The sequence below is a fragment of the Flintibacter sp. SJQ-8 genome (assembly GCF_054108085.1).
Window position 1 is genome coordinate 141,614 of the sequence record NZ_JBPJWR010000014.1, and the last position, 18,946, is coordinate 160,559.

Annotated in this window: 16 protein-coding genes; 4 read left to right on the plus strand and 12 right to left on the minus strand. The window is 62.8% G+C overall.

The window, feature by feature from the left end:
- The 3 genes from ACSAMP_RS11290 to ACSAMP_RS11300 all read right to left on the minus strand — a co-directional run bounded on the left by ACSAMP_RS11290 (position 1) and on the right by ACSAMP_RS11300 (position 1,869).
- Positions 1-870, minus strand: a complete 870-nt coding sequence (locus ACSAMP_RS11290) for a hypothetical protein (RefSeq protein WP_457800516.1) — start codon at positions 868-870, stop codon at positions 1-3.
- A gap of 25 nt (positions 871-895) precedes the next feature.
- A complete protein-coding gene (locus ACSAMP_RS11295; RefSeq protein ID WP_457800517.1) occupies positions 896-1,249 on the minus strand; it encodes a hypothetical protein in 354 nt (117 codons plus the stop codon).
- 155 nt (positions 1,250-1,404) lie between these two features.
- Positions 1,405-1,869: a helix-turn-helix domain-containing protein gene (locus tag ACSAMP_RS11300; RefSeq protein ID WP_457800518.1), complete on the minus strand. Its 465-nt coding sequence runs from the start codon at positions 1,867-1,869 to the stop codon at positions 1,405-1,407.
- Between the two features lie 506 nt (positions 1,870-2,375).
- Here ACSAMP_RS11300 and spoIIP point away from each other — a divergent pair.
- Both spoIIP and tadA read left to right on the plus strand, forming a co-directional pair.
- Positions 2,376-3,527: a stage II sporulation protein P gene (gene spoIIP, locus ACSAMP_RS11305; RefSeq protein ID WP_457800519.1), complete on the plus strand. Its 1,152-nt coding sequence runs from the start codon at positions 2,376-2,378 to the stop codon at positions 3,525-3,527.
- 247 nt (positions 3,528-3,774) lie between these two features.
- Positions 3,775-4,236 carry a tRNA adenosine(34) deaminase TadA gene (gene tadA, locus ACSAMP_RS11310; protein ID WP_457800520.1) on the plus strand — a complete coding sequence of 154 codons (462 nt, stop codon included), beginning with the start codon at positions 3,775-3,777 and terminating at the stop codon, positions 4,234-4,236.
- 658 nt (positions 4,237-4,894) lie between these two features.
- Here the strand turns inward: tadA and ACSAMP_RS11315 are convergent.
- The 4 genes from ACSAMP_RS11315 to ACSAMP_RS11330 form a co-directional block, all read right to left on the minus strand.
- Positions 4,895-6,154, minus strand: coding sequence for an acetyl-CoA C-acetyltransferase (locus ACSAMP_RS11315; protein WP_457800521.1), 1,260 nt, complete (start codon positions 6,152-6,154; stop codon positions 4,895-4,897).
- Positions 6,155-6,572: 418 nt separating this feature from the next.
- A complete protein-coding gene (locus tag ACSAMP_RS11320) occupies positions 6,573-8,603 on the minus strand; it encodes a hypothetical protein (protein WP_457800522.1) in 2,031 nt (676 codons plus the stop codon).
- Entirely contained in the window at positions 8,557-9,459 is a 903-nt protein-coding gene (locus ACSAMP_RS11325) for an ABC transporter ATP-binding protein (protein WP_457800523.1), read from the minus strand. Before ACSAMP_RS11325 ends, ACSAMP_RS11320 begins: the two co-directional genes overlap by 47 nt.
- Positions 9,456-9,827 carry a GntR family transcriptional regulator gene (locus ACSAMP_RS11330; protein WP_457800524.1) on the minus strand — a complete coding sequence of 124 codons (372 nt, stop codon included), beginning with the start codon at positions 9,825-9,827 and terminating at the stop codon, positions 9,456-9,458. The genes ACSAMP_RS11325 and ACSAMP_RS11330 overlap by 4 nt, the downstream gene beginning before the upstream one ends.
- A gap of 350 nt (positions 9,828-10,177) precedes the next feature.
- Between ACSAMP_RS11330 and ilvD the strand changes: the two genes are divergently transcribed.
- Positions 10,178-11,863 carry a dihydroxy-acid dehydratase gene (gene ilvD, locus ACSAMP_RS11335; RefSeq protein WP_457800525.1) on the plus strand — a complete coding sequence of 562 codons (1,686 nt, stop codon included), beginning with the start codon at positions 10,178-10,180 and terminating at the stop codon, positions 11,861-11,863.
- Between the two features lie 68 nt (positions 11,864-11,931).
- The gene (locus tag ACSAMP_RS11340) at positions 11,932-13,107 is read left to right on the plus strand and encodes an amidohydrolase (RefSeq protein WP_457800526.1); all 1,176 of its coding nucleotides are present in this window, start codon (positions 11,932-11,934) and stop codon (positions 13,105-13,107) included.
- Positions 13,108-13,253: 146 nt separating this feature from the next.
- Here ACSAMP_RS11340 and ACSAMP_RS11345 read toward each other — a convergent pair whose 3' ends face one another.
- The 5 genes from ACSAMP_RS11345 to ACSAMP_RS11365 form a co-directional block, all read right to left on the minus strand.
- A complete protein-coding gene (locus ACSAMP_RS11345; RefSeq protein ID WP_441796811.1) occupies positions 13,254-13,685 on the minus strand; it encodes a flavodoxin in 432 nt (143 codons plus the stop codon).
- Positions 13,686-13,760: 75 nt separating this feature from the next.
- Complete coding sequence (locus ACSAMP_RS11350) at positions 13,761-14,330, minus strand: DUF3793 family protein (RefSeq protein ID WP_441796810.1); 570 nt, start codon at positions 14,328-14,330, stop codon at positions 13,761-13,763.
- 505 nt (positions 14,331-14,835) lie between these two features.
- A complete protein-coding gene (lepB, locus tag ACSAMP_RS11355; protein ID WP_441796809.1) occupies positions 14,836-15,423 on the minus strand; it encodes a signal peptidase I in 588 nt (195 codons plus the stop codon).
- A 174-nt stretch (positions 15,424-15,597) separates the two neighbouring features.
- Positions 15,598-16,875 (minus strand): imidazolonepropionase, encoded by a 1,278-nt coding sequence (gene hutI, locus ACSAMP_RS11360; RefSeq protein WP_457800527.1) that lies wholly within the window; start codon positions 16,873-16,875, stop codon positions 15,598-15,600.
- Positions 16,876-16,984: 109 nt separating this feature from the next.
- Positions 16,985-18,757, minus strand: a complete 1,773-nt coding sequence (locus tag ACSAMP_RS11365) for an N-tau-methylurocanate hydratase (protein ID WP_457800528.1) — start codon at positions 18,755-18,757, stop codon at positions 16,985-16,987.
- Positions 18,758-18,946: the final 189 nt, after the last annotated feature.

Here is an 18,946-nt window from a genome sequence, read left to right on the forward strand (position 1 = left end):
TTAGGGTGCCCGCTTGGTGAAATACAGCACCGTGTCGATGGGCGCATAGTAGTAATAAAACCCCCGGTGCCCCAGGGTGATGAGGGTGGACTCCCCGGTGGCCTGGTCGGTGAGGAGATAATTGTTATTTCCCAGGCTCTCATACGTCCCCTGGGAGAACTTCGTCCGCTGGCCGTCGTCCACCTCCAGGTAGTATTGGTCTTTGTTGAAAAATTGCGCATTGTAGAAGGCCCCATCTGTCCACTCCGTCTGATACATGCCGAACATACTGCCCAGGGGATTCAGGGCGTACAGGCGGTACAGAGCCGCCGCCAGGGACACCCCCAGAACCAGGACGAGCAGCAGCAGGACTTTTTCAAGAGAAGTTCGTTTGGTCGTGGCTGTTTCCTCCTTCTCAGCGCACGGGTCCCTCTTTTTCAGCACCCAGACCAGCTGCAGGAGCATGAGCAGCTCCGGGTAGATGGCGTACATAGACAGGCGGTAGAAGTCCACGTTGTACTTGATGTACCACCGGGCGGCCAGGGCCGCCGCCGTGACCAGGACAATCTCCGCGGCGATGGCTAGGCGGCTGTGCCCGAATCGCTCCCGGTGGAGCCAAACATAGACGGCGTTGGCCCAGAAGAGGACCTGGGCCACCCAGTTCAGGGCCAGGGCAGTTCCTGTGATTTGGGTAAAGTAATTGTGCTGCCAAGCGGGTTGCTGCCACTCTTGGCAGAGCCAACCCCAATTCTCGTAGCTTATAAAATGTACCTTTGGGTCTACCACGATCATACCCCAAAGCCCTACGAGCTCAATCAGAAAGATTGCCTGAAAGATCAGCGCGCAGAGCAGCATCTCCCGCCGCCACTGACGTTCGTTCCATAAGATCATAGTTGGCTCCTTTCTCTGTCGGCCTTTAGTCGGTCTCCATAGGAAGGTCATAGATGTCGCTGAATGGTACATTCTCTGTGGTCCAGCGGGTGACCTCGCCGGTGTTGTGGTCCACGCGGATGAAGTCGATTCGACCACGTTCTAAATCGGCCATGGCGATGGCAGTACCGTCATGGGTGGAGCTGACGCATATCCCCGTGTTGTCTTCCGACAGGGGGAGCCGGATGCTGTAAGACGGGTCGCCGTTGCCGTCTTTCTGTTCAAATGCGCCAGGGGTCCAGACCTTTTTATCCGACGCGTCCCCGGCGCAGCCGAACAGCGCCGCAACCAAAACCAAAGCCAGCGCCGCCGTGATCCATCGTTTCCAGGTGTGTTTCATGTGGTCGGCTCCTTTCTCTGCTGTGGCCCGAACGGGCCGGTCAGTCGTTTTATGTACAGGGGAAGGATATGGGAATGGTGGTTCTGTAAGCATTGTATCATGGAATTTGCGTTTTGTATAGGAGAACAAAGCGCTGCACCTCATTCCGTTATCAATTACCACTCGTCAAATGAATACATGACGACAGAGCGGTCACGAATACTCTCCTCAGCAGTTTCTCGATTCATATCATAAATGGATACCGGCTGTCTCTCCTTCCATTGGAGATAGTACGCCGTGCCCGCCGCCGTGACCAGGACCAGCACAGCGGCAGCAGCCAGAGCAGCCAGAGCCAGGAGCCATTTCCGGTGCTTCCGGGTGGGCGTTGGTTCTTCCTGGGGTGTCGGCGCAGGCTGGGGGGAGTGCGGGGGCGTGGGAGTGTCCAGGTCGTCGTTGAGCAGGTAGTCGGTGGAGACCTGGAACACCTGGGCCAGGCTCTTTACGCTGTCGGCCAGGGGTTGGACGGCCCCGGTCTCCCACCGGGAGATAGCCTGGCGAGACACACCCAGCCGGTCGGCCAGGTCCTGCTGAGACAGGCCGTTTTGCTTTCTCAGTTCGATCATCTTTTCCGCAAGACTCATGGTTTTCTGCTCCTATCCTATCGAAGTGCATGGCAAAAGTAAACCATACGGAGGTTGCATCGGGGGCAACAACATGTTACATAGGTGAAGTTTAACATATTTTCTTCGTTTTGAATAGAAGAACGGGAAAAATTGACGGAGCGGCCCTCTCCGCCCCCTGTGGGGGCACCTCCCCAAAAGGGGGAAGCAAGGGGGGCGGAATCCTTCCGTCACGGCTTCGCCGTGCCACCTCCCTTTAACAAGGGAGGCTGTTGTTGCGCACCAATAGGCCCCCTTGTGAAAGGGGGCTGGCATCGCCGCAGGCGATGACTGGAGGATTCCGTCGAAAATGCGGCGGTCATCGAGCGGGCGGACACAGAGGTCCGCCCCTACGCCATGGCTATATACATATTGAAATATTTAAATCTGAGTTAACACAACGTACTAAAAAACGTCCTGTCATACCCCCGTACTCCCCCTCATACACTGTTGGAACAGAGGTCACGCGAGATAAGGAGGGCGGCTGGATGGGACGAAGGACGAGGGGAGCGGGACGGGCTGTGCGCCGGGGGGTGGCCCTGGGGCTGACCGGGGCGGCTCTTTGGTGCATGAGCTGGGCGGCGGACCTGACGGGCTGGCTGGGCCGGGCAAAGGCGGCGGGGGAGGAACCGGCGGTGGCGGTGGCCCTGCTGTCCTCCCAGCTGGAGGGTGGGGCGCGGACAGACAAGCTCTCCGGCTGGGGGCGGCTGCTGCTGGAGCAGTCCGCCCTGCTGCGGGCGGGGGTAGGCTCTGCCGCCGAGCCGCCCGCCCCGGAGGAGCAGCCGGAGCCCTCCTCCAGCGAAGAGCACGAGGAGGACCGGGAGGAGCCCCAGCTGTCCCACCAGGAGGATGACGGCATCATCGAGATGACCGCCCAGGGCAAGAGCGGCGGGAAGTATCTCTACGGCCAGGGGGTCTATCTCTACAACCGGACCAACTATGACCTGGATGAGTCGGTGCTGACCCAGGGGAGCGTGGACGTGGACCTGGGGGAGGGGCCGCAGATCCTCATCGTCCACACCCACGGCAGCGAGGCCTACGCCCAGACGGACGGGGATACCTATGAACCCAGCGACCCCTATCGCACCACCGACTGCACCCACAACGTGGTGCGGGTGGGAGAGGAGATGGCCACCGTCTTCCGGGCCCACGGCTTTGGGGTGGTCCACGACCCCACCCTGTACGACTACCCCTCCTACACCGGGGCCTATGACCGCTCCGGGGCGGCGGTGGAGCAGTGGCTGAGTAAATACCCGACGATCAAGATCGTGCTGGACGTCCACCGGGACGCGCTGGTGGGCAAGGACGGCCAGGTGTATAAAATGGTGGCCCAGGAGGCGGGGCAGAAGGTCGCCCAGGTGATGCTGGTGGTGGGCTCTGACGGCGGGGGGAAAGAGCACCCCAGATGGCGGGACAACCTGGCCTTCGCCGTGCTGCTCCAGCAGGGGCTGACCCGGGGCTATAGCCAGCTGGCCCGGCCCATCGTCCTGCGCAACAGCCGGTATAACCAGCAGCTGCTCCCCGGTTCCCTGCTGGTGGAGGTGGGCGGTCACGGCAACACCCTGACAGAAGCGGTGGACGCCGCCCGCCTGTGGGCGGACAACGTGGCAAGGACATTGCTGGCGCGGGAGAAGGGGTGAAAACTTTCCACAAAATTGGACGGAAATGTGGAAACTTTCACGAGCAGCGTACTGTCATTGTGAGGAGGCCGCAGGCCGACGTGGCAATCCGTTCCTTTCGAGCAAGAGACGGGGGAGACGGATTCCCACGTCGCTTCGCTCCTCGGAATGACATTCTTCCCTTGCACTCAGACCGTCCATCGGGTACACTGGAGAAAATGCGATTCCGGGCGGATGATATCCGCCCCTACGGGGAGAGGGCGACCACATGGACCACGAAAAATATATGCGTATGGCGCTGGAGCTGGCGGCCCAGGCGGAGGGGGACGGAGACGTGCCCGTGGGCTGCGTCATCGTGAAGGACGGCCAGGTCATTGGCCGGGGCCGCAACCGCCGGGAGGAGCGGGGGGACGCCACCGCCCACGCGGAGGTAGAGGCCATCCGGGACGCCTGCGCCCACACGGGGAGTTGGCGGCTGACGGGCTGCACCCTGTACGTCACCCTGGAGCCCTGCCCCATGTGCGCCGGGGCCATCATCAACTCCCGCATCCACACCCTGCGCTATGGCACCCGGGACGACAAGGCGGGCTGCTGCGGCTCGGTGCTCAACCTGTTCGAGGAGCGCTTCAACCACCACCCGCGAATCTACCAGGGGCCGCTGAAAGAGGAGTGCGAGAGTCAGCTCCAGGACTTCTTCCGGGGATTAAGAGAAAAGAGCGGGGAGATTTAATGCTTCTGTAACAGTTTTTCTGAATTTTTGTAATATCATCCGGCTATACTCATACTTGCAAGGCAAGAGCATCTTTTCATTCTATCCTCCAATCTTTTGGGACGGCTGCCGGGGAGACCCGGCAGCCGTTCTCTTATGCAGGACAGCGTTTGAAATATTTAAAACTTATGTAACATTTGATGTTGGATTTGTTAATAACTTTTTAGTATCATAAACTTCGCAAGAGACAGTTCGTTTCATTTTAATCCTCTTTTTCAACGGCAAACCCGGACGCTTTGGAGCTGGCGTCCGGGTTTTGCTATATTCAAAAAGCCTTCCCCTGGGGGAAGGTGCCCCCGAAGGGGGCGGATGAGGGGAACGCCGAAGGATCGGGAGCTGTTGCGTGGGAATCCTCCAGTCATCGCCTTGCGGCGATGCCAGCCCCCTTTCACAAGGGGGCCTATTGGTGCAGGACATCAGCCTCCCTTGTCAAAGGGAGGTGGCACGGCGAAGCCGTGACGGAAGGATTCCGTTCTCTCGTCCCCAAGCCTTCCCTCTGGCGTTCCCCTCATCCGTCACGGGCTTACGCCCGCGCCACCTTCCCCCAGGGGAAGGCTAAAAAACCCCGGACCTGATTTTCAGGTCCGGGGTTTTCATTCTCATTTCTTCAGTTAGAAGCTCAGCACTTCTCGAAGATGGTGGCCACGCCCTGGCCGCCGCCGATGCACAGGGTGGCAAGGCCCTTCTTGGCCTCGTCACGCTTCTGCATTTCGTGCAGCAGGGTGACGATGATGCGGGCGCCGGAAGCGCCGACAGGGTGGCCCAGAGCGATGGCACCGCCGTTGACGTTGACCTTGCTCATGTCAAAGTGCAGCTCGCGGGCCACGGCGATGGACTGGGCGGCAAAGGCCTCGTTGGCCTCGATCAGGTCCAGATCCTCGATCTTCAGGTCGGCCTTGGCCATGGCCTGACGGGAGGCGGGCACGGGGCCCACGCCCATGATCTTGGGGTCAACGCCGCCCTGGCCCCAGGAGACCAGCTTGGCCATGGGCTTCAGACCGTACTTCTCCACGGCCTCGCCGGAGGCCAGGATGATGGCGGCAGCGCCGTCGTTGATGCCGGAGGCGTTGGCGGCGGTCACACGCTGAACGTGCTTGTGAGCGTCGGCCTCGTGGACCTGGGTGGGCTGGAAGGTGTGCTCGATGGTGTCCTCAACGCCCTCGGGACCCACAGGGAAGGCGCCGCGCAGCTTGGCCACGCTCTCGGCGGTGGTGCCGAAGCGGGGGAACTCGTCCACCTTGAACTCCACGGTCTCCTTCTTCTTCTTGACCATGACGGGGACGATCTCGTCCTCGAAGCGGCCGGCCTTGATGGCGGCCTCGGCCTTCTGCTGGGAGGCGGCGCCGAAGGCGTCCAGCTCCTCACGGGTGATGCCCCACACATCGCAGATGTTCTCGGCGGTGGTGCCCATGTGATAGTTGTTGAACGCATCCCACAGACCGTCACGGATCATGGTGTCGATGACCTTCTTGTCACCCATGCGGGCGCCCCAGCGCTCCTCGGGCAGGGCATAGGGAGCGGCGGACATGTTCTCCATGCCGCCGGCCACCACGATGTCGGCGTCGCCGGAGAGGATGGCGCGGCCGGCCTCGATGACGGACTTCATACCGGAGCCGCAGACCATGCCCACGGTGTAGGCGGGGGCGGACAGGGGCACACCGGCCTTGACGGCGGCCTGACGGGCGGGGTTCTGGCCCAGGGCGGAGGTGAGGATGCAGCCGAACATGACCTCATCCACGTGCTCGGGGGCCACGTTGGCCCGCTTCAGGGCCTCCTTGATGACCAGAGCGCCCAGCTCTACGGCGGGAGTATCCTTCAGAGAGCCGCCATAGGAGCCGATGGCAGTGCGGCAGCAGTTAACAACATAAACTTCCTTCATAATGTAAAACCTCCAACATAAATTTGGCGTCTATTCCAAAGACGCATGTTTCAAGTCTACATTCAACATTATTATATCGGAACGACTGGAAAAAAGCAATGCGGGAAATGGGTGTTTCCCCGGGAATTTATGTCTCAGGTTGACGGAAGAGTTGGAGGGGAGGGAATAGAGGTCAGCCTTCCCCACCCAGGGGGGAAGGTGCCCCGAAGGGGCGGATGAGGGGGACCACGGGGGTGCATACGTTGTCGAGCGGGCCGACACGGAGGTCGGCCCCTACGGCGTGTCACGATGGCTCTTGTAGGGGCGGACCTCTGTGTCCGCCCGTCGATGACCGACGCACCTACGGGACCCACCCTCATCCGTCATGGCTGCGCCATGCCACCTTCCCCCTGGAAGGGGGAAGGCATAAGACAAATATTCAGCCCGTAATGGCCGTACCCGACACGATCACCGTGGGGCCATCCGCTCCGCCGATGATGCCGTAGCTGGAGGCAAGGTCATCCATGGCGGGCTCGGCGGGGACCTCCACCGAGGCGGATCTGTCCCAGCTGCCGCCGTCCACATAGTCATCGTCGCCGCCGTTCCAGCTGTGGGGCTGGAGCTGATAGTCATCGCCCAGCAGACCGGTGGACTCCAGCACGGCCAAAGTATTGGCGGCCTGGGGGGTGAGGGTGACGGTGACGCTGCGGTAGAAGTCCTCCTGTTCGCCGTCTTTATTCAGGCGGCCCCAGGTGAAGTCCAGGTCGGTGACATAGGTGTTCTCGCTGCGCTCCTCGTCGTCGAAGAGATAGCGCTTGCCGATGTTCCCGGCATCGAAGTCCGCCTTCACGGCCTGCCACAGCTGCTGGCCATAGTCGTCCAGGGACAGGTCGGTATAGGACTGCTCCCGGGTGTTGTACACGCTGCTCAGATAGGTTTCCATCAGCGTGCCCTGCTCCGCCTGGTCAAAGCCATAGGCCCGGGCGACGAGGCCGCGGTCAGAGATCAGCTGGCCCACCTGCCAGGTGAGGGTGCCCTCGGCGTGCTCCTCGGCCTTGTACAGGAACACCTGGCTGTACCGCCGGGTCAAGCGGGTGCCGTCGGTCAGGGTGTAGTCCAGGCTGACATAGACGGAGTTGTCGATCTTGTCCTCCAGCCGGTCCTTGTCCCGGATGATGGCCTTGTGCAGGTCGATGACCTGCTGGACGTGCTGGGGGTCGGTGAGCTCCAGCCCCGCGAGCTGGCCGCTGTCATAGGGATAGCCGGACTCCAGGGACAGGCGGACGGAGGCCACCTCTCCGGCCTGGGGGGTGCGGGCCTCGATGCCGAAGGGGTCCAGGAAGCACACCAGGCACAGGGCGGCCATGGCCGCCGTCATGGCCAGGCAGCGCTTCCAGGCCCCCAGCACCCGGAAGGACTTTTTCAGCAGCATCTCCGCCACGAAGAAGCCCACCGCCGTCCAGATCAGGGCACACAGGGTCAGGGCCAGGGGGTCCTCATAGCAGCCGAAGAACAGGGCGGTGAACAGGCCCAGGGACAGCCCGGCGCAGAAGGCCACGCCGATCTGGAACAGGGGGCGGACCAGGGGGATGGACACCACGTCTCCGGCGGACTCCACCTGGCGGGCCCGGTAGATCAGCAGGGCCAGCACCGCCAGCACCACCCCCGCCCCGGCATAGATGGCCACCAGCAGGGGGTCGTCGATGGACCAGCTGTGGGGGTTATAGTAGTGGCCGTTGGCCTCGATAAGGGCGTATAGGGGGGTGAGGTAATAGACGGGGCCGCCGGAGGGGTCCTGGAAGAAGAAGCCATAGTAGAACTGGTCCAGCAGACTTTGGATCAGGGCGTAGACACCCAGGGCCAGGCCGTTGAGCACCCCATAAAAGACGGGCAGGGCCAGAATGTGCCCGGTGAACATGGCGCAGAAGGCGGCGAAGGAGAAGAAGAACAGACAGGCGCCGCTGTGAGCCAAAAACCACACGGCCAGACAGGGCAGGGCGTCGGCCCACATGTTGGGGGGCAGCAGGGCCAGCTCCACCAGCACCCCGCACAGGGCCACCGCCGCCACGGGCAGCAGCAGGAAGGACAGCCCGGCCAGATACTGGGTGACGAACAGGGTCTCCCGGCGCATGGGCAGGGCGTGCATCATGCAGGCGGAGCGGTTATTATAAAGGTAGCCGAAGCAGGCCATGGCGCACAGCAGCCCCATCAGGGCGGCCAGCCAGACGCCGGGGGCCAGATACTCGGGGATGGACTGGGCCAGGTCCAGCAGCAGGTCCTGTGGCGTGCCCGTCCCGCCGGTCCAGCGGAGATAGTTGAAATAGCGGTTCATCAGATTCAGAGGAATGGCAAACATCCAAAACAGGCCGTACAGGGCCCAGAGGGGCCAGAAGCGGGCCATGGTCTTGCGATAGAGGGTCCCGTTAAAGCACGATATCCCGGACCGCATAGTCCTCACCTCCCAATTCATAAATAAAGATCTCCTCCAAAGACAGGGGCAGGGCCTCCAGCAGCAGGGGCTGATAGGCGGCCATGCGGGCCTTGATATCTGCGGGGTTGCCCCGGACGATGTAGGTGAACACCCGGCCGATCTGGCTGGTGTGGAGGATGTTCAGATCGCCGGGCAGCTGGGGGGGCTCCGGCTGGGGGAAGGCCACCTGCAGCTTGACCACGTTGTCCTGCAGGTCGGTGAGGGAGCGCTCCAGCAGCACCTTGCCGTGGGACAGGATGCCCACATGGTCGCACACGTCCTCCAGCTCCCGCAGGTTGTGGGAGCTGACCAGCACGGTGGTGCCCCGCTGGGCCACGTCGCCCATGAGCAAAGACCACACCTGGCGGCGCATCACCGGGTCCAGGCCGTCCACCGGCTCGTCCAGCACCAGCACCTGGGGCTGGCAGCACAGGGCCAGCCAGAAGGCGGACTGCTTCTGCATGCCCTTGGACAGGCGGCGGATGGGCTGCTTGTCGTCCACGTCGGGAAAGGCCTCCCGCAGGGCCTCGTACCGCTTGCCGTCGAAGGCGGGGTACATCCCCCGGTAAAAGCGGGCCATATCCCGGGTGGAGGCGGAGGGGAAGTAGTACAGGTCGTCGGGGATGACGGCGATCTTGGCCTTCACCGCCGGGTTTTCAAACACCGGCTGGCCGTCCACTAAGATCGAGCCGGAGTCGGGGCGATAGACGCCCATGATGTGGCGCAGGATGGTGGACTTGCCCGCGCCGTTGGGCCCCACCAGGCCATAGATGGAGCCCTGCTCCACCGTCATGGTCAGACCGTCCAGGGCGCGAAAGCCGTCGAAGGTCTTGGTCACGTTGTTCACTTTTATCACTGGCGAACACCTCCATCTAACTTACTAAGGCGCTGGGACAGGGCGTCGGCGGACAGGCCCAGGAAGAAAAGCTCGGTGGCTGTCTCGTCAAAGGTCCGCAGCAGGCCGTCCCGCCGGGCGCTGTCCACCTGACTGTGGGGCGCGGCGAAGGAACCCTTGCCGGGGACGGAGCTGACATAGCCCTCTGCCTCCAGCAGCTCATAGGCCCGCTGGATGGTGTTTGGATTGATGGCCAGACTGGTGGCCATCGCCCGCACAGAGGGGAGCTGTTCCCCCTCCTGAATGACGCCGGACACCATCAACCGGCGCAGGCCGTCCCGCACCTGCTCGTAAATGGACCGGGCGTCCCGATAGTCCAGATTCAGCATAAGCTGCCTCCTTTCCCGGCGCTGCCGCCGGAACTGTATGAGTCTTGCTAGTACAATCCAGTATAGCCGGGGGGAGCGGGAAATACAATTAAGAAAGGTTTAAGATTTCCTTTAGATTGCGGGAGAGTTAGGAGTTAGGAGATAGGAGTGATGAGTTTAAGCCTTCCCCCAGGGGAAGGCTTAACACCCCCCCTGTGGAAAACTGTGTGGAAAGTGGTGAAACATTCGTTTTATCCCCTGAATCAGTTTTTCACTCCGTTATCGCGTCAGAGCGTTGACATCTGCTGCCCTATGCGGTATTCTGACTGTATACAGGACGAATGTCCATAACCGAACAGGAGGGGGACCACATGGCATATCCCAGCGAACAGACCTTTGGCCCACAGGTGCGCTGCGCGCCCCAGCGCAGTCTGCTCAAGGCCATGGGCTATACGGATTTTGAGTTGAAGGACAGGCCGCTCATCGGCATCGCCAGCTCCTGGAACACCATCTCCCCGGGGCACTATAATTTAAACGAGCTGGCCGACTTTGTGCGCAAGGGCATCTATGCCGCCGGGGGCACGGCGGTGGACTTTGGGGTCATCGCCCCCTGCGACGGCATCCCCGACGCCACCGAGGGGATGAAATACATCCTGCCCAGCCGGGAGGTCATCTGCGACGCCATCGAGCTTCAGACCCGGACCTCCATGCTGGACGGCTTGGTATTGCTGGGCTCCTGCGACAAGATCGTCCCGGGGATGCTCATGGCCGCCGCCCGGCTGAACCTGCCCGCCGTGATGGTGGTGGGCGGCCCCATGCCCGGGGGCGCGGTGTTCGACGGGCGCAAGTCGGACCAGACCTCCATCGACGAGGCCCTGGGGATGCTGCAAGTGGGCAAGATCGGGGCGGAGGACGTGCTGAATCTGGAGAACACCGCCTGCCCCGCCTGCGGCTCCTGCGCCTTTTTAGGCACGGCCAACACCATGGGCTGCGTGGCCGAGGCGTTGGGATTGGGACTGCCCGGCAGCGGCCTGGCCCCCGCCACCTATGCCCAGCGGCGGCAGCTGGCCTTTGAGTCGGGCCGGGCGGTGTGCGACCTGGCACGCCGGGGCATCCGGGCAAGGGATATCCTCACCCCGGCGTCTATCAAAAACGCCGTGCGGGTGGTCAGCAGCATCAGCGGCTCCACCAACGCGGTGCTCCACCTGTGCGCCCTGGCCCACGAGGCGGAGCTGGACCTGGACGTGATGGAGTGCTTCCGGTCCATGTACTTCACCACCCCCCAGCTGGCCCGGGTGAACCCGGCGGCCAAGTGGGACATGGAGGACTTTTTCCAGGCCGGGGGCATTCCCCGGGTGATGGACCGCCTGGGCGATCTCATTGACCGCTCCGCCCTCACCTGTACGGGGAAGACGGTGGGGGAGAACCTGGCAGAGTACGCCTATCTCTACCCCGAGAACCCGGAGATCGTCCGCACCCGGCAGGACCCCTTCGCCCCGGTGGGGGGCATCGCGGTGCTCCGGGGCAACCTGGCCCCCCGCACCGGCGTGACCAAGCCCGGGGCCTATCCCGAGACGCTGCATCACTTTGAGGGCCGGGCCAGAGTCTTCGACGGGGAGGAGGCCGCAGACCGGGCCATTCTGGCGGGAGAGATCCAGCCGGGGGACGTGCTGGTGGTGCGGTATGAGGGTCCCCGGGGCGGCCCGGGGATGCGGGAGATGTATAAGGCCATGAAGCTGCTGTACGGCATGGGCCTGGGCGGCTCCACCGCCGTCATCACCGACGGGCGGTTCTCCGGCACCAACAACGGCTGCTTTGTGGGCCACATCTCCCCGGAGGCCGCCGAGGGCGGACCCATCGCCCTGGTGGAGGACGGGGACCGGATCGTCATCGACGTGCCCCATGGCCGCATCGACGTGGACCTGACCCAGGAGGAGCTGGACATTCGCCGGGCCAAATGGACCCCGCCCCAGATGCCCCCCGTCCCCCGGGGCTATCTCCGCCGCTATGCCAAGGAGGCCACCTCGGCGGACCGGGGGGCCATTTTGCAGGACTGAGGGCATTTCAAACGCCCGCCCCACGTGCTATAATAGGGACAGAATATAAAACAGAAAGGTGGATCTCTATGCTTCCAGACGCACTGAAAGAAACTATTCGTCAGCTCTGGCCCCAGGCCGTGGCCCTCAGCGACGACCTCCACGACCACCCGGAGCTGGGACACAAGGAATTTCACGCCAGCCAGACTATGGTGGACCTGCTGCGCCAGGCGGGCTATCAGGTGGAATATCCCTATCTGGACTACCCCACCGGCTTTCGCGGGGTGCTGAAGACCGGGGAGGGCCCCTCGGTGGCCCTGCTGGTGGAGTATGACGCCCTGCCGGTGGTGGGCCACGCCTGCGGCCACAACGTCCACGGCTCCATGTCCATCCTGGCGGCCATGGCCCTGGCCCAGCACAAGGAGCTGTTCCAGGGGACCCTGTATGTCGTCGGCACCCCGGCGGAGGAGACCGCGGGGGCCAAGGTGGGCATGGCGGCCCAGGGGGCCTTTGACGGCATGGACCTGGCCATTATGATCCACAGCTGGAGCGGGGGCAGCAGCATCCCCGACCAGGACGTGCTCAGCCTGGGCTCCTATGACATCCGCTTTTTGGGCCGGTCCGCCCACGCGGCGGGGGCCCCCTGGGCGGGGCACAACGCTCTCACCGCCGCCCGAAAGTTCCTGGATCTGCTGGACGCCTGCCGGGAGTCCTTCACCTCGGACATCCGGGTGAGCAGCATCATCACCAGCGGCGGCAGGGCCACCAACGTCATCCCCGACCAGGCGGACGTGCGCATGGAGTATCGCACCGACTCCCAGCGGAAGCTGAAGGAGCTGGACGAGACCGTCCACGCCTGCGCCCAGGGGGCAGCCATGGCCCTGAAGTGCCAGGTGGAGTTCCAGCCCACCTTCGACAGCTTTATGGACATGGTGCGGGTGCCCGCTCTGGAGGAGTATTCCGCCCAATTGATCGGCGAGCTGGGCCGGACCATCGCCCCGGTCACGCCGCCCATGGGCTCCTCCGACGTGGGCAACGTGAGCTATCACTGCCCCACCATCCAGCCCCTGCTGGACATCTGCCCGGAGCCCTTCGCCCCCCACACCCACGAGTTCTGCGCCGCCACCATCACCGACAGAGCCCACCAGACCATCGCCGACGGGGCGGAGTTCCTGTCCGCCATGGCCCTGCGGGTGTTCAACGACGAGGACTTCCGCCGCCGGGTCCGCGCCTCCTTTGAGGAGAGCCTGAAGGCCAAGCAGTAAACCGAAATAAACGCAAAACCGCCGCCCGGACATAATGCCCGGGCGGCGGCTTCGTATGAAGCGATGATACCAAATAGAATGAGCAGAGGATGGTCTGCTTGGTCGCGAAAGTTGTAAGAAAAGTTGTAAAAGGAGAGGAGAGCGGCTTAGAAACCGGCGAAACCGGCGCCGAACTGGCGGCACTGCTCCAGGCCGTCGTCGTCGGGGGTCTCGTTGATGATCAGGCCCTCGCCGTTATACAGGCTGGCGTTGGCGTCATCCACGCGCTGCTGCCAATCCCGCATCCACTGGCCGTCGCCCCAGCCATAGGAGCCGAACAGGGCCACCTTCTTGCCGCCCAGGCGGCTCTCCAGCTCGGTGAAGAAGGGCTCGAACTCGCTCTCCTCCAGCACCTCGGCGCCCATAGCGGGGCAGCCCAGGGCCAGCTTGTCATACTCCAGGGCCTGGTCCACGGTGATGTCGCTCACCTGCTTCACGTCCACCTCGGCGCCGGCGCCCTGGGCGCCCTCGGCGATGGCATTGGCCATGGCCTCGGTGTTGCCGGACATGGACCAATAGATCACGGCGATCTTGCTCATAAGAAAAACCTCCTGCGATAAAAATTTACATCGTATTTGTAAGCGCCCATTGGGCGGTCACAGCAAAAGAAAGGGTCAGGACACGGCGGGGAACACGCTGGCAAGGGGGATGCCCCGGTCCACCCGCTCTGTCAGCGCGTCCCGGCAGCGGTGGAAGGCGGCAAAGCGCCGGGCGGTCTCCTCCACGTTGTCATATACCTTCCAGGGGCCGCACAGCTTGCAGTGGCGGCCACCGTCCCGGAGAAAGCCCTCCACATCTCCCGGGGGATAGCCCAGGAACAGACCGATCTCGTGGGGGAACTCCCCGCCCTGTAAGCGTCGGCGGAGGTGGGCCAGCATGGCCTCGGTCCCCTGGCTCACCGGATAGCCCGCCCTGTCCAGCATCTCCTGCACCCGGGGCTGGGCCAGCCAGCGGTCTAATTGGCGGGGCCGGAAGATCAGCAGCAGGGTCCGCCCCCGGCGGGAGCCCAGCACATAGAGACGGACGCCCCGGCTGGACAGCATCCCGGCGTAGTGAGAGAGCAGGTCGGCTCCCTCCCGGCCCTCCACCGTCCAGGTGAGCAGGTCGGCGGCCTTGATGCCCGCCAGAGAGGGGGCGCAGTGCCAGGCCAGGGTCTGTTCAAACCGATAGTGGAGCGGGGACATGGCAGGGCCTCCTTTGCGATTAGCATATGCTAACTAGTATGCCAAAAAACAGACGACCGATGCGTCGTCCCAGAAAGTTAGCTAACGCTAACTACTGCATGAGGATACCACATCCGCCCCGTGGCTGTCAAGAGGAAAATAAAAAGTCAGCCCGGGAGGGGCTGACTGGTGATGCGTATGGGTTGTCCCAAAAGCCTTCCCCTGGGGGAAGGTGCCCCGAAGGGGCGGATGAGGGGAACGCCGAAGGGCTTGCGGGGGACGGAATCCTTCCGTCACGGGCTGCGCCCGTGCCACCTCCCTTTAACAAGGGAGGCTATTGTTGCGCTTCATCAGGCCCCCTTGTCAAAGGGGGCTGGCATCGCCGCAGGCGATGACTGGAGGATTCCGTCGAAAATGCGCGGTCATCGCGGGCGGCCTTTGGCCGCCCGCCCTCTCAGTCACGGCTTCGCCGTGCCAGCTCCCCCACGGGGGGAGCCAAGGGGGACGGGGGCGGAGAGGGCAGTTTTTACAGCACCCCCGCCTTGCTCAGGGGCCACAGGGCCAGGACGGCGCGGCCAAGGACATAGCCCTCGTCAACCGGCCCTAAGCGCTCGTCCCGGCTGTCGGTGGAGCCGTTGCGGTTGTCGCCCATGAGGAACAGCTGGCCCTGGGGCACGTCCCAGTGGGTCTGGCTCATGGTATAGCTGGCGGGGAAGTACATGGTCTCTTTGATATAGGGCTCGTCCAGGGGGGAGCCGTCCACGTACACCGTGCCGCTGGCGTAGTCGATGTCCACAGACTGGCCGCCCACGGCGATGACCCGCTTGACGATGGCCCGGTCATCCAGAAACGTGGCCGTCTTTTTGTTCACGACGACGATATCCCCCGCTTTGGGGTGATAGCCCAGGGACCAGACCAGCATCATCTCCCCGTCCTGAAGGGTGTTGGTCATGGACTCGCCGTCCACCTGGGTCAGCCGGGCGAAGCAGTTGAACAGCAGCACCGCCGCCAGGATGCAGCCCATGACCATCTGGAGCCAGTCGAACAGGTCGGCCCCGGGGAGCTTGACCTCCTCCGGTTTGTCCTGGGCGCTGGCATGGATCTCTTCCGCCAAAAAAAGGACCTCCTTGCCGAAAGCCGGGCGCGCCCGGCGTGTTTTCAGAAATTACGATTTATTATAGCCGCTCCCGGGAGAAAAAGCAATGGCGGCGGCTTTTTCCCGGGCAAAAAAACACCGTGGACGGCAGAGCCATCCACGGTGCGAAAGATGAAATGGGAAAACGGGGACTTACTCCTGCTCCTGCTGGAGGATGCGCCCGTCCCGGGCCACCACTTTGCCGCCCTTGATGACGGTTTCAACATGGTTGCGGCCAAACTTATAGATCACGTCCTCGAAGGTGTCCACGTCCAGGATCAGCAGGTCGGCCACCTTGTCCACGTCCAGCACGCCGCGATCCGTAAGGGTCAGCGCTTTGGCGGAGCCGTAAGTCGCTGCCCGGAAGGCCTCGGCGGGGGAGAAGCCGTGGAGACGGCAGGCCAGCACCAGCACCATCTGCATGGACTCCATCCAGCAGCCGGGGTTACAGTTGGTGGCCAGGGCCAGGGTCATGCCGCAGTCCAGCATGGGCCGGGCGCGGACGGGGCGGGGGTGCTGCACGGCAAAGTCGGTGCCGGGCAGGATGACGCCCACCACACCGGCGTCCCGCAGCTTGGGCAGCACCTCCAGGGGGGTGTAGTTCAGGTGACCGGCGTTGGCCATCTTCATCTCGGCAGCCAGGGTGGAGCCGCCGATGTCGGAATAGGCGTCGGTGTGGATAGAGGGGATCAGGCCGTGGTCCCGGCCACAGGAGAGGATCTTCTCCGCGTCGGCGGCGGTGAAGTGGCCCTCGTCCACCCACACGTCGTTGAAGGAGGCCATGTGGAAGGCCGCCACCTGGGGGATCATGTCCTGGCACAGGTGATCGATGTACCACTCCTTGGACTTGCCCTCCTCCCAGCCGTGGGCGCCCAAGAAGGTGGGCACGATGTCCAGGGGTAGGGTGGCGCTGAGCAGACGGTTGACCTCCAGCATCTTCATCTCAGAGGGCAGGGTGAAGCCATAGCCGCTCTTGCTCTCGATGGTGGTGGTGCCGGTGACCACCATGTTCCGCATCCGGCGCTCGGTGCGGGCGGCCAGCTCCTCCACGGGCACGTCTCGGGTCATGTTGACGGAGGCATAGATGCCGGTGGGGATGCCGAACTTGGCCAGGGTCTCGGGCCGGGGGTCGGTGAGCTTGATGGCATACTCCGCCACCCGGGAGCCGCCGAACACCACGTGGGTGTGGCAGTCGATAAAGCCCGGGCAGATGACCTTGCCCTGGGCGTTGATGTGCTGGACGTCCTCGATGCCCTCCACATACTTGTCCACGTCGGCCTTGGGGCCGATGGCCTTGATGAGGTTGCCCTCGATATAGATGGAGCCGCCCTCCAGCATCCCCACGTCGTGGTTGCTCTCCCCCTGCATGGTCAGGATCTGCTTGGCGTTTTCAATGAGCAGCTTGGTGACGGGCTTTTCTTCTTTGATCATATGGCTTTCCCTCCGTGATGGTTCAGGTAGGGCGAAAAGGGCGGGGCGTGAAATACGCCCGCCCTTTCCGCTGTTATTATGAAGGAACTTATGAATAAGACTGTGTAGATTACCGGACGAAGCGGCCCTCGGGACCGAAGGTGACCTTGTCGGCGGGCTCCCACCACAGGGGGATCTTGATGCTCTCGCCGCCGGCGATCTTGCCCTTGCCGTTGCAGACGTCCCTGGCGATCTGGTAACCAGCCTGAGCGTGACGCACCACGCCGATGCCGGAGTCGGTGGTCATGCAGGCGGCCAGACGGAAGTCGGCCTCCTCAGTGCCGTCGGCGATCATGGTAACGCCGGTGTGGACGGCCTCGCCCATGGAGTAGTTGGCCTGGATGGCGATCAGGTCGCACATGGCAGCGCAGTCCAGCAGACCGTTCAGCATGGGCCAATCGGAGATGTAGTCGCCGCCGTCGGGCATGTTCTCAGACTCGAAGGTGGGGTTCACGATGGAGCCGGAGTCCAGGTTGTCGCGGGAGAAGGCCACGGGGCCCTTGATCTCGCCCTTCTTGATCAGGTCGTTCACGGCCAGACCGAAGCGCTTGCGCTCGCCAAAGCCCATGTAGCAGATACGGGCGGGCAGAGCCTCGATGGGCAGGCACTTGCGGGCCAGACCGATCCACCGCTCCACCAGGTGATCGCCCTTGCAGATCTCCAGAGCCAGGTCGTCCAGACGAGCCAGGTCGGCGGGATCGCCGGAGATGCAGGTCCAGCGGAAGGGACCACGGCCCTCGCAGAACAGGGGACGGATGTAACCGGCCACAAAGCCCTCGATCTGCTTGGCCTCGGCCTCGGGCATACCGGCGTCCATGCACTCCTTGCGGATGCTGGTGCCATACTCAAAGGCCTCGACACCGCGCTTCTTGAACTCGATCATGGCGCGCAGCTGGCGCTTCATGGTCTCGCGGGCGTCGTGCAGATACTGCTCGCGGTGCTCGCCGCGGTAGATATCAGCCTGCTCGCCGGTGTAGCCGGAGGGGATGTAGGAGATGGGGTCGTGGCAGGGGCACATCTCGGTGACCACGGCGGGCAGATAGTTCTTCGCCAGGGCCTCCTCGTAGATGTCGGCGGCGTTGCCGACCACGCCGATGGAGATGGGCTCGTCCTTGGCCACGTGCTCCTGAGCGATCTTCCAAGCCTCGTCCAGGGAGTGGACCTTCATGTCCATGTAGTCCTTGGAGATACGGCGGTCGATGACGCGCTCGTCAGCGTCGGCCAGGATGACCACGGCGCCGTGCATCTTGCCGGCCCAGGTCTGGTTGCCGCCCATGCCGCCGGCACCAGCGGTCAGGAAGATCTTGCCGTGCATGTCGTTGTCCCAGCCCTTCTTCAGGACGATGGCGGACAGGGTCTCGAAGGTACCCTCGATAACGCCCTGGGTGCCGATGTATTCCCAAGGAGCGGCGGTGTACTGGGCAAAGATGGTCAGGTTCTTGTCCTGCAGGTCATAGAACCGCTCCCAGGTGGCCTTCATGATGTTGGTGGTGGCCATCACAACACGGGGGGCCAGGTTGTGGGTCTTGAACACGGCCACGGGCATGCCGGACTGGATGACCAGAGTCTCGTCGTTCTCCAGGTTCTTCAGAGACTCGATGATGGCGTAGTAAGACTCCCAGTTACGGGCGCACTTGCCGTTGCCGCCGTAGATGACCAGCATCTCGGGGATCTCGGCGTTCTCCATGTTGTTCTCCAGCATCCGCAGGATGGTCTCCTGCTTCCAACCCTTGCAGCGCAGGGTGTCGGGCTTGTCAAAGCCACCGCGCTGGGCCTTTACTTCATACAGGACCTCGGGCTTCTCCGCCTTGGCGGGGAACATGTTACCACCATTCTGAGACATAACTATTTTCCTCCATTCAAGCAAAAATTTTTATCGCGTTTTTGTTTGTCAGGGTTTATTGACTGTCGGGGGTTCGTAGCTTTCAAGTACGCGTTTATCATACCAGCCAACTGTCGATAGACCATCGATAAATTTGCCCTCTCCATTTTTTCTTACAGCTTTTTTCGTCGATAATCCACTTTTTATCGT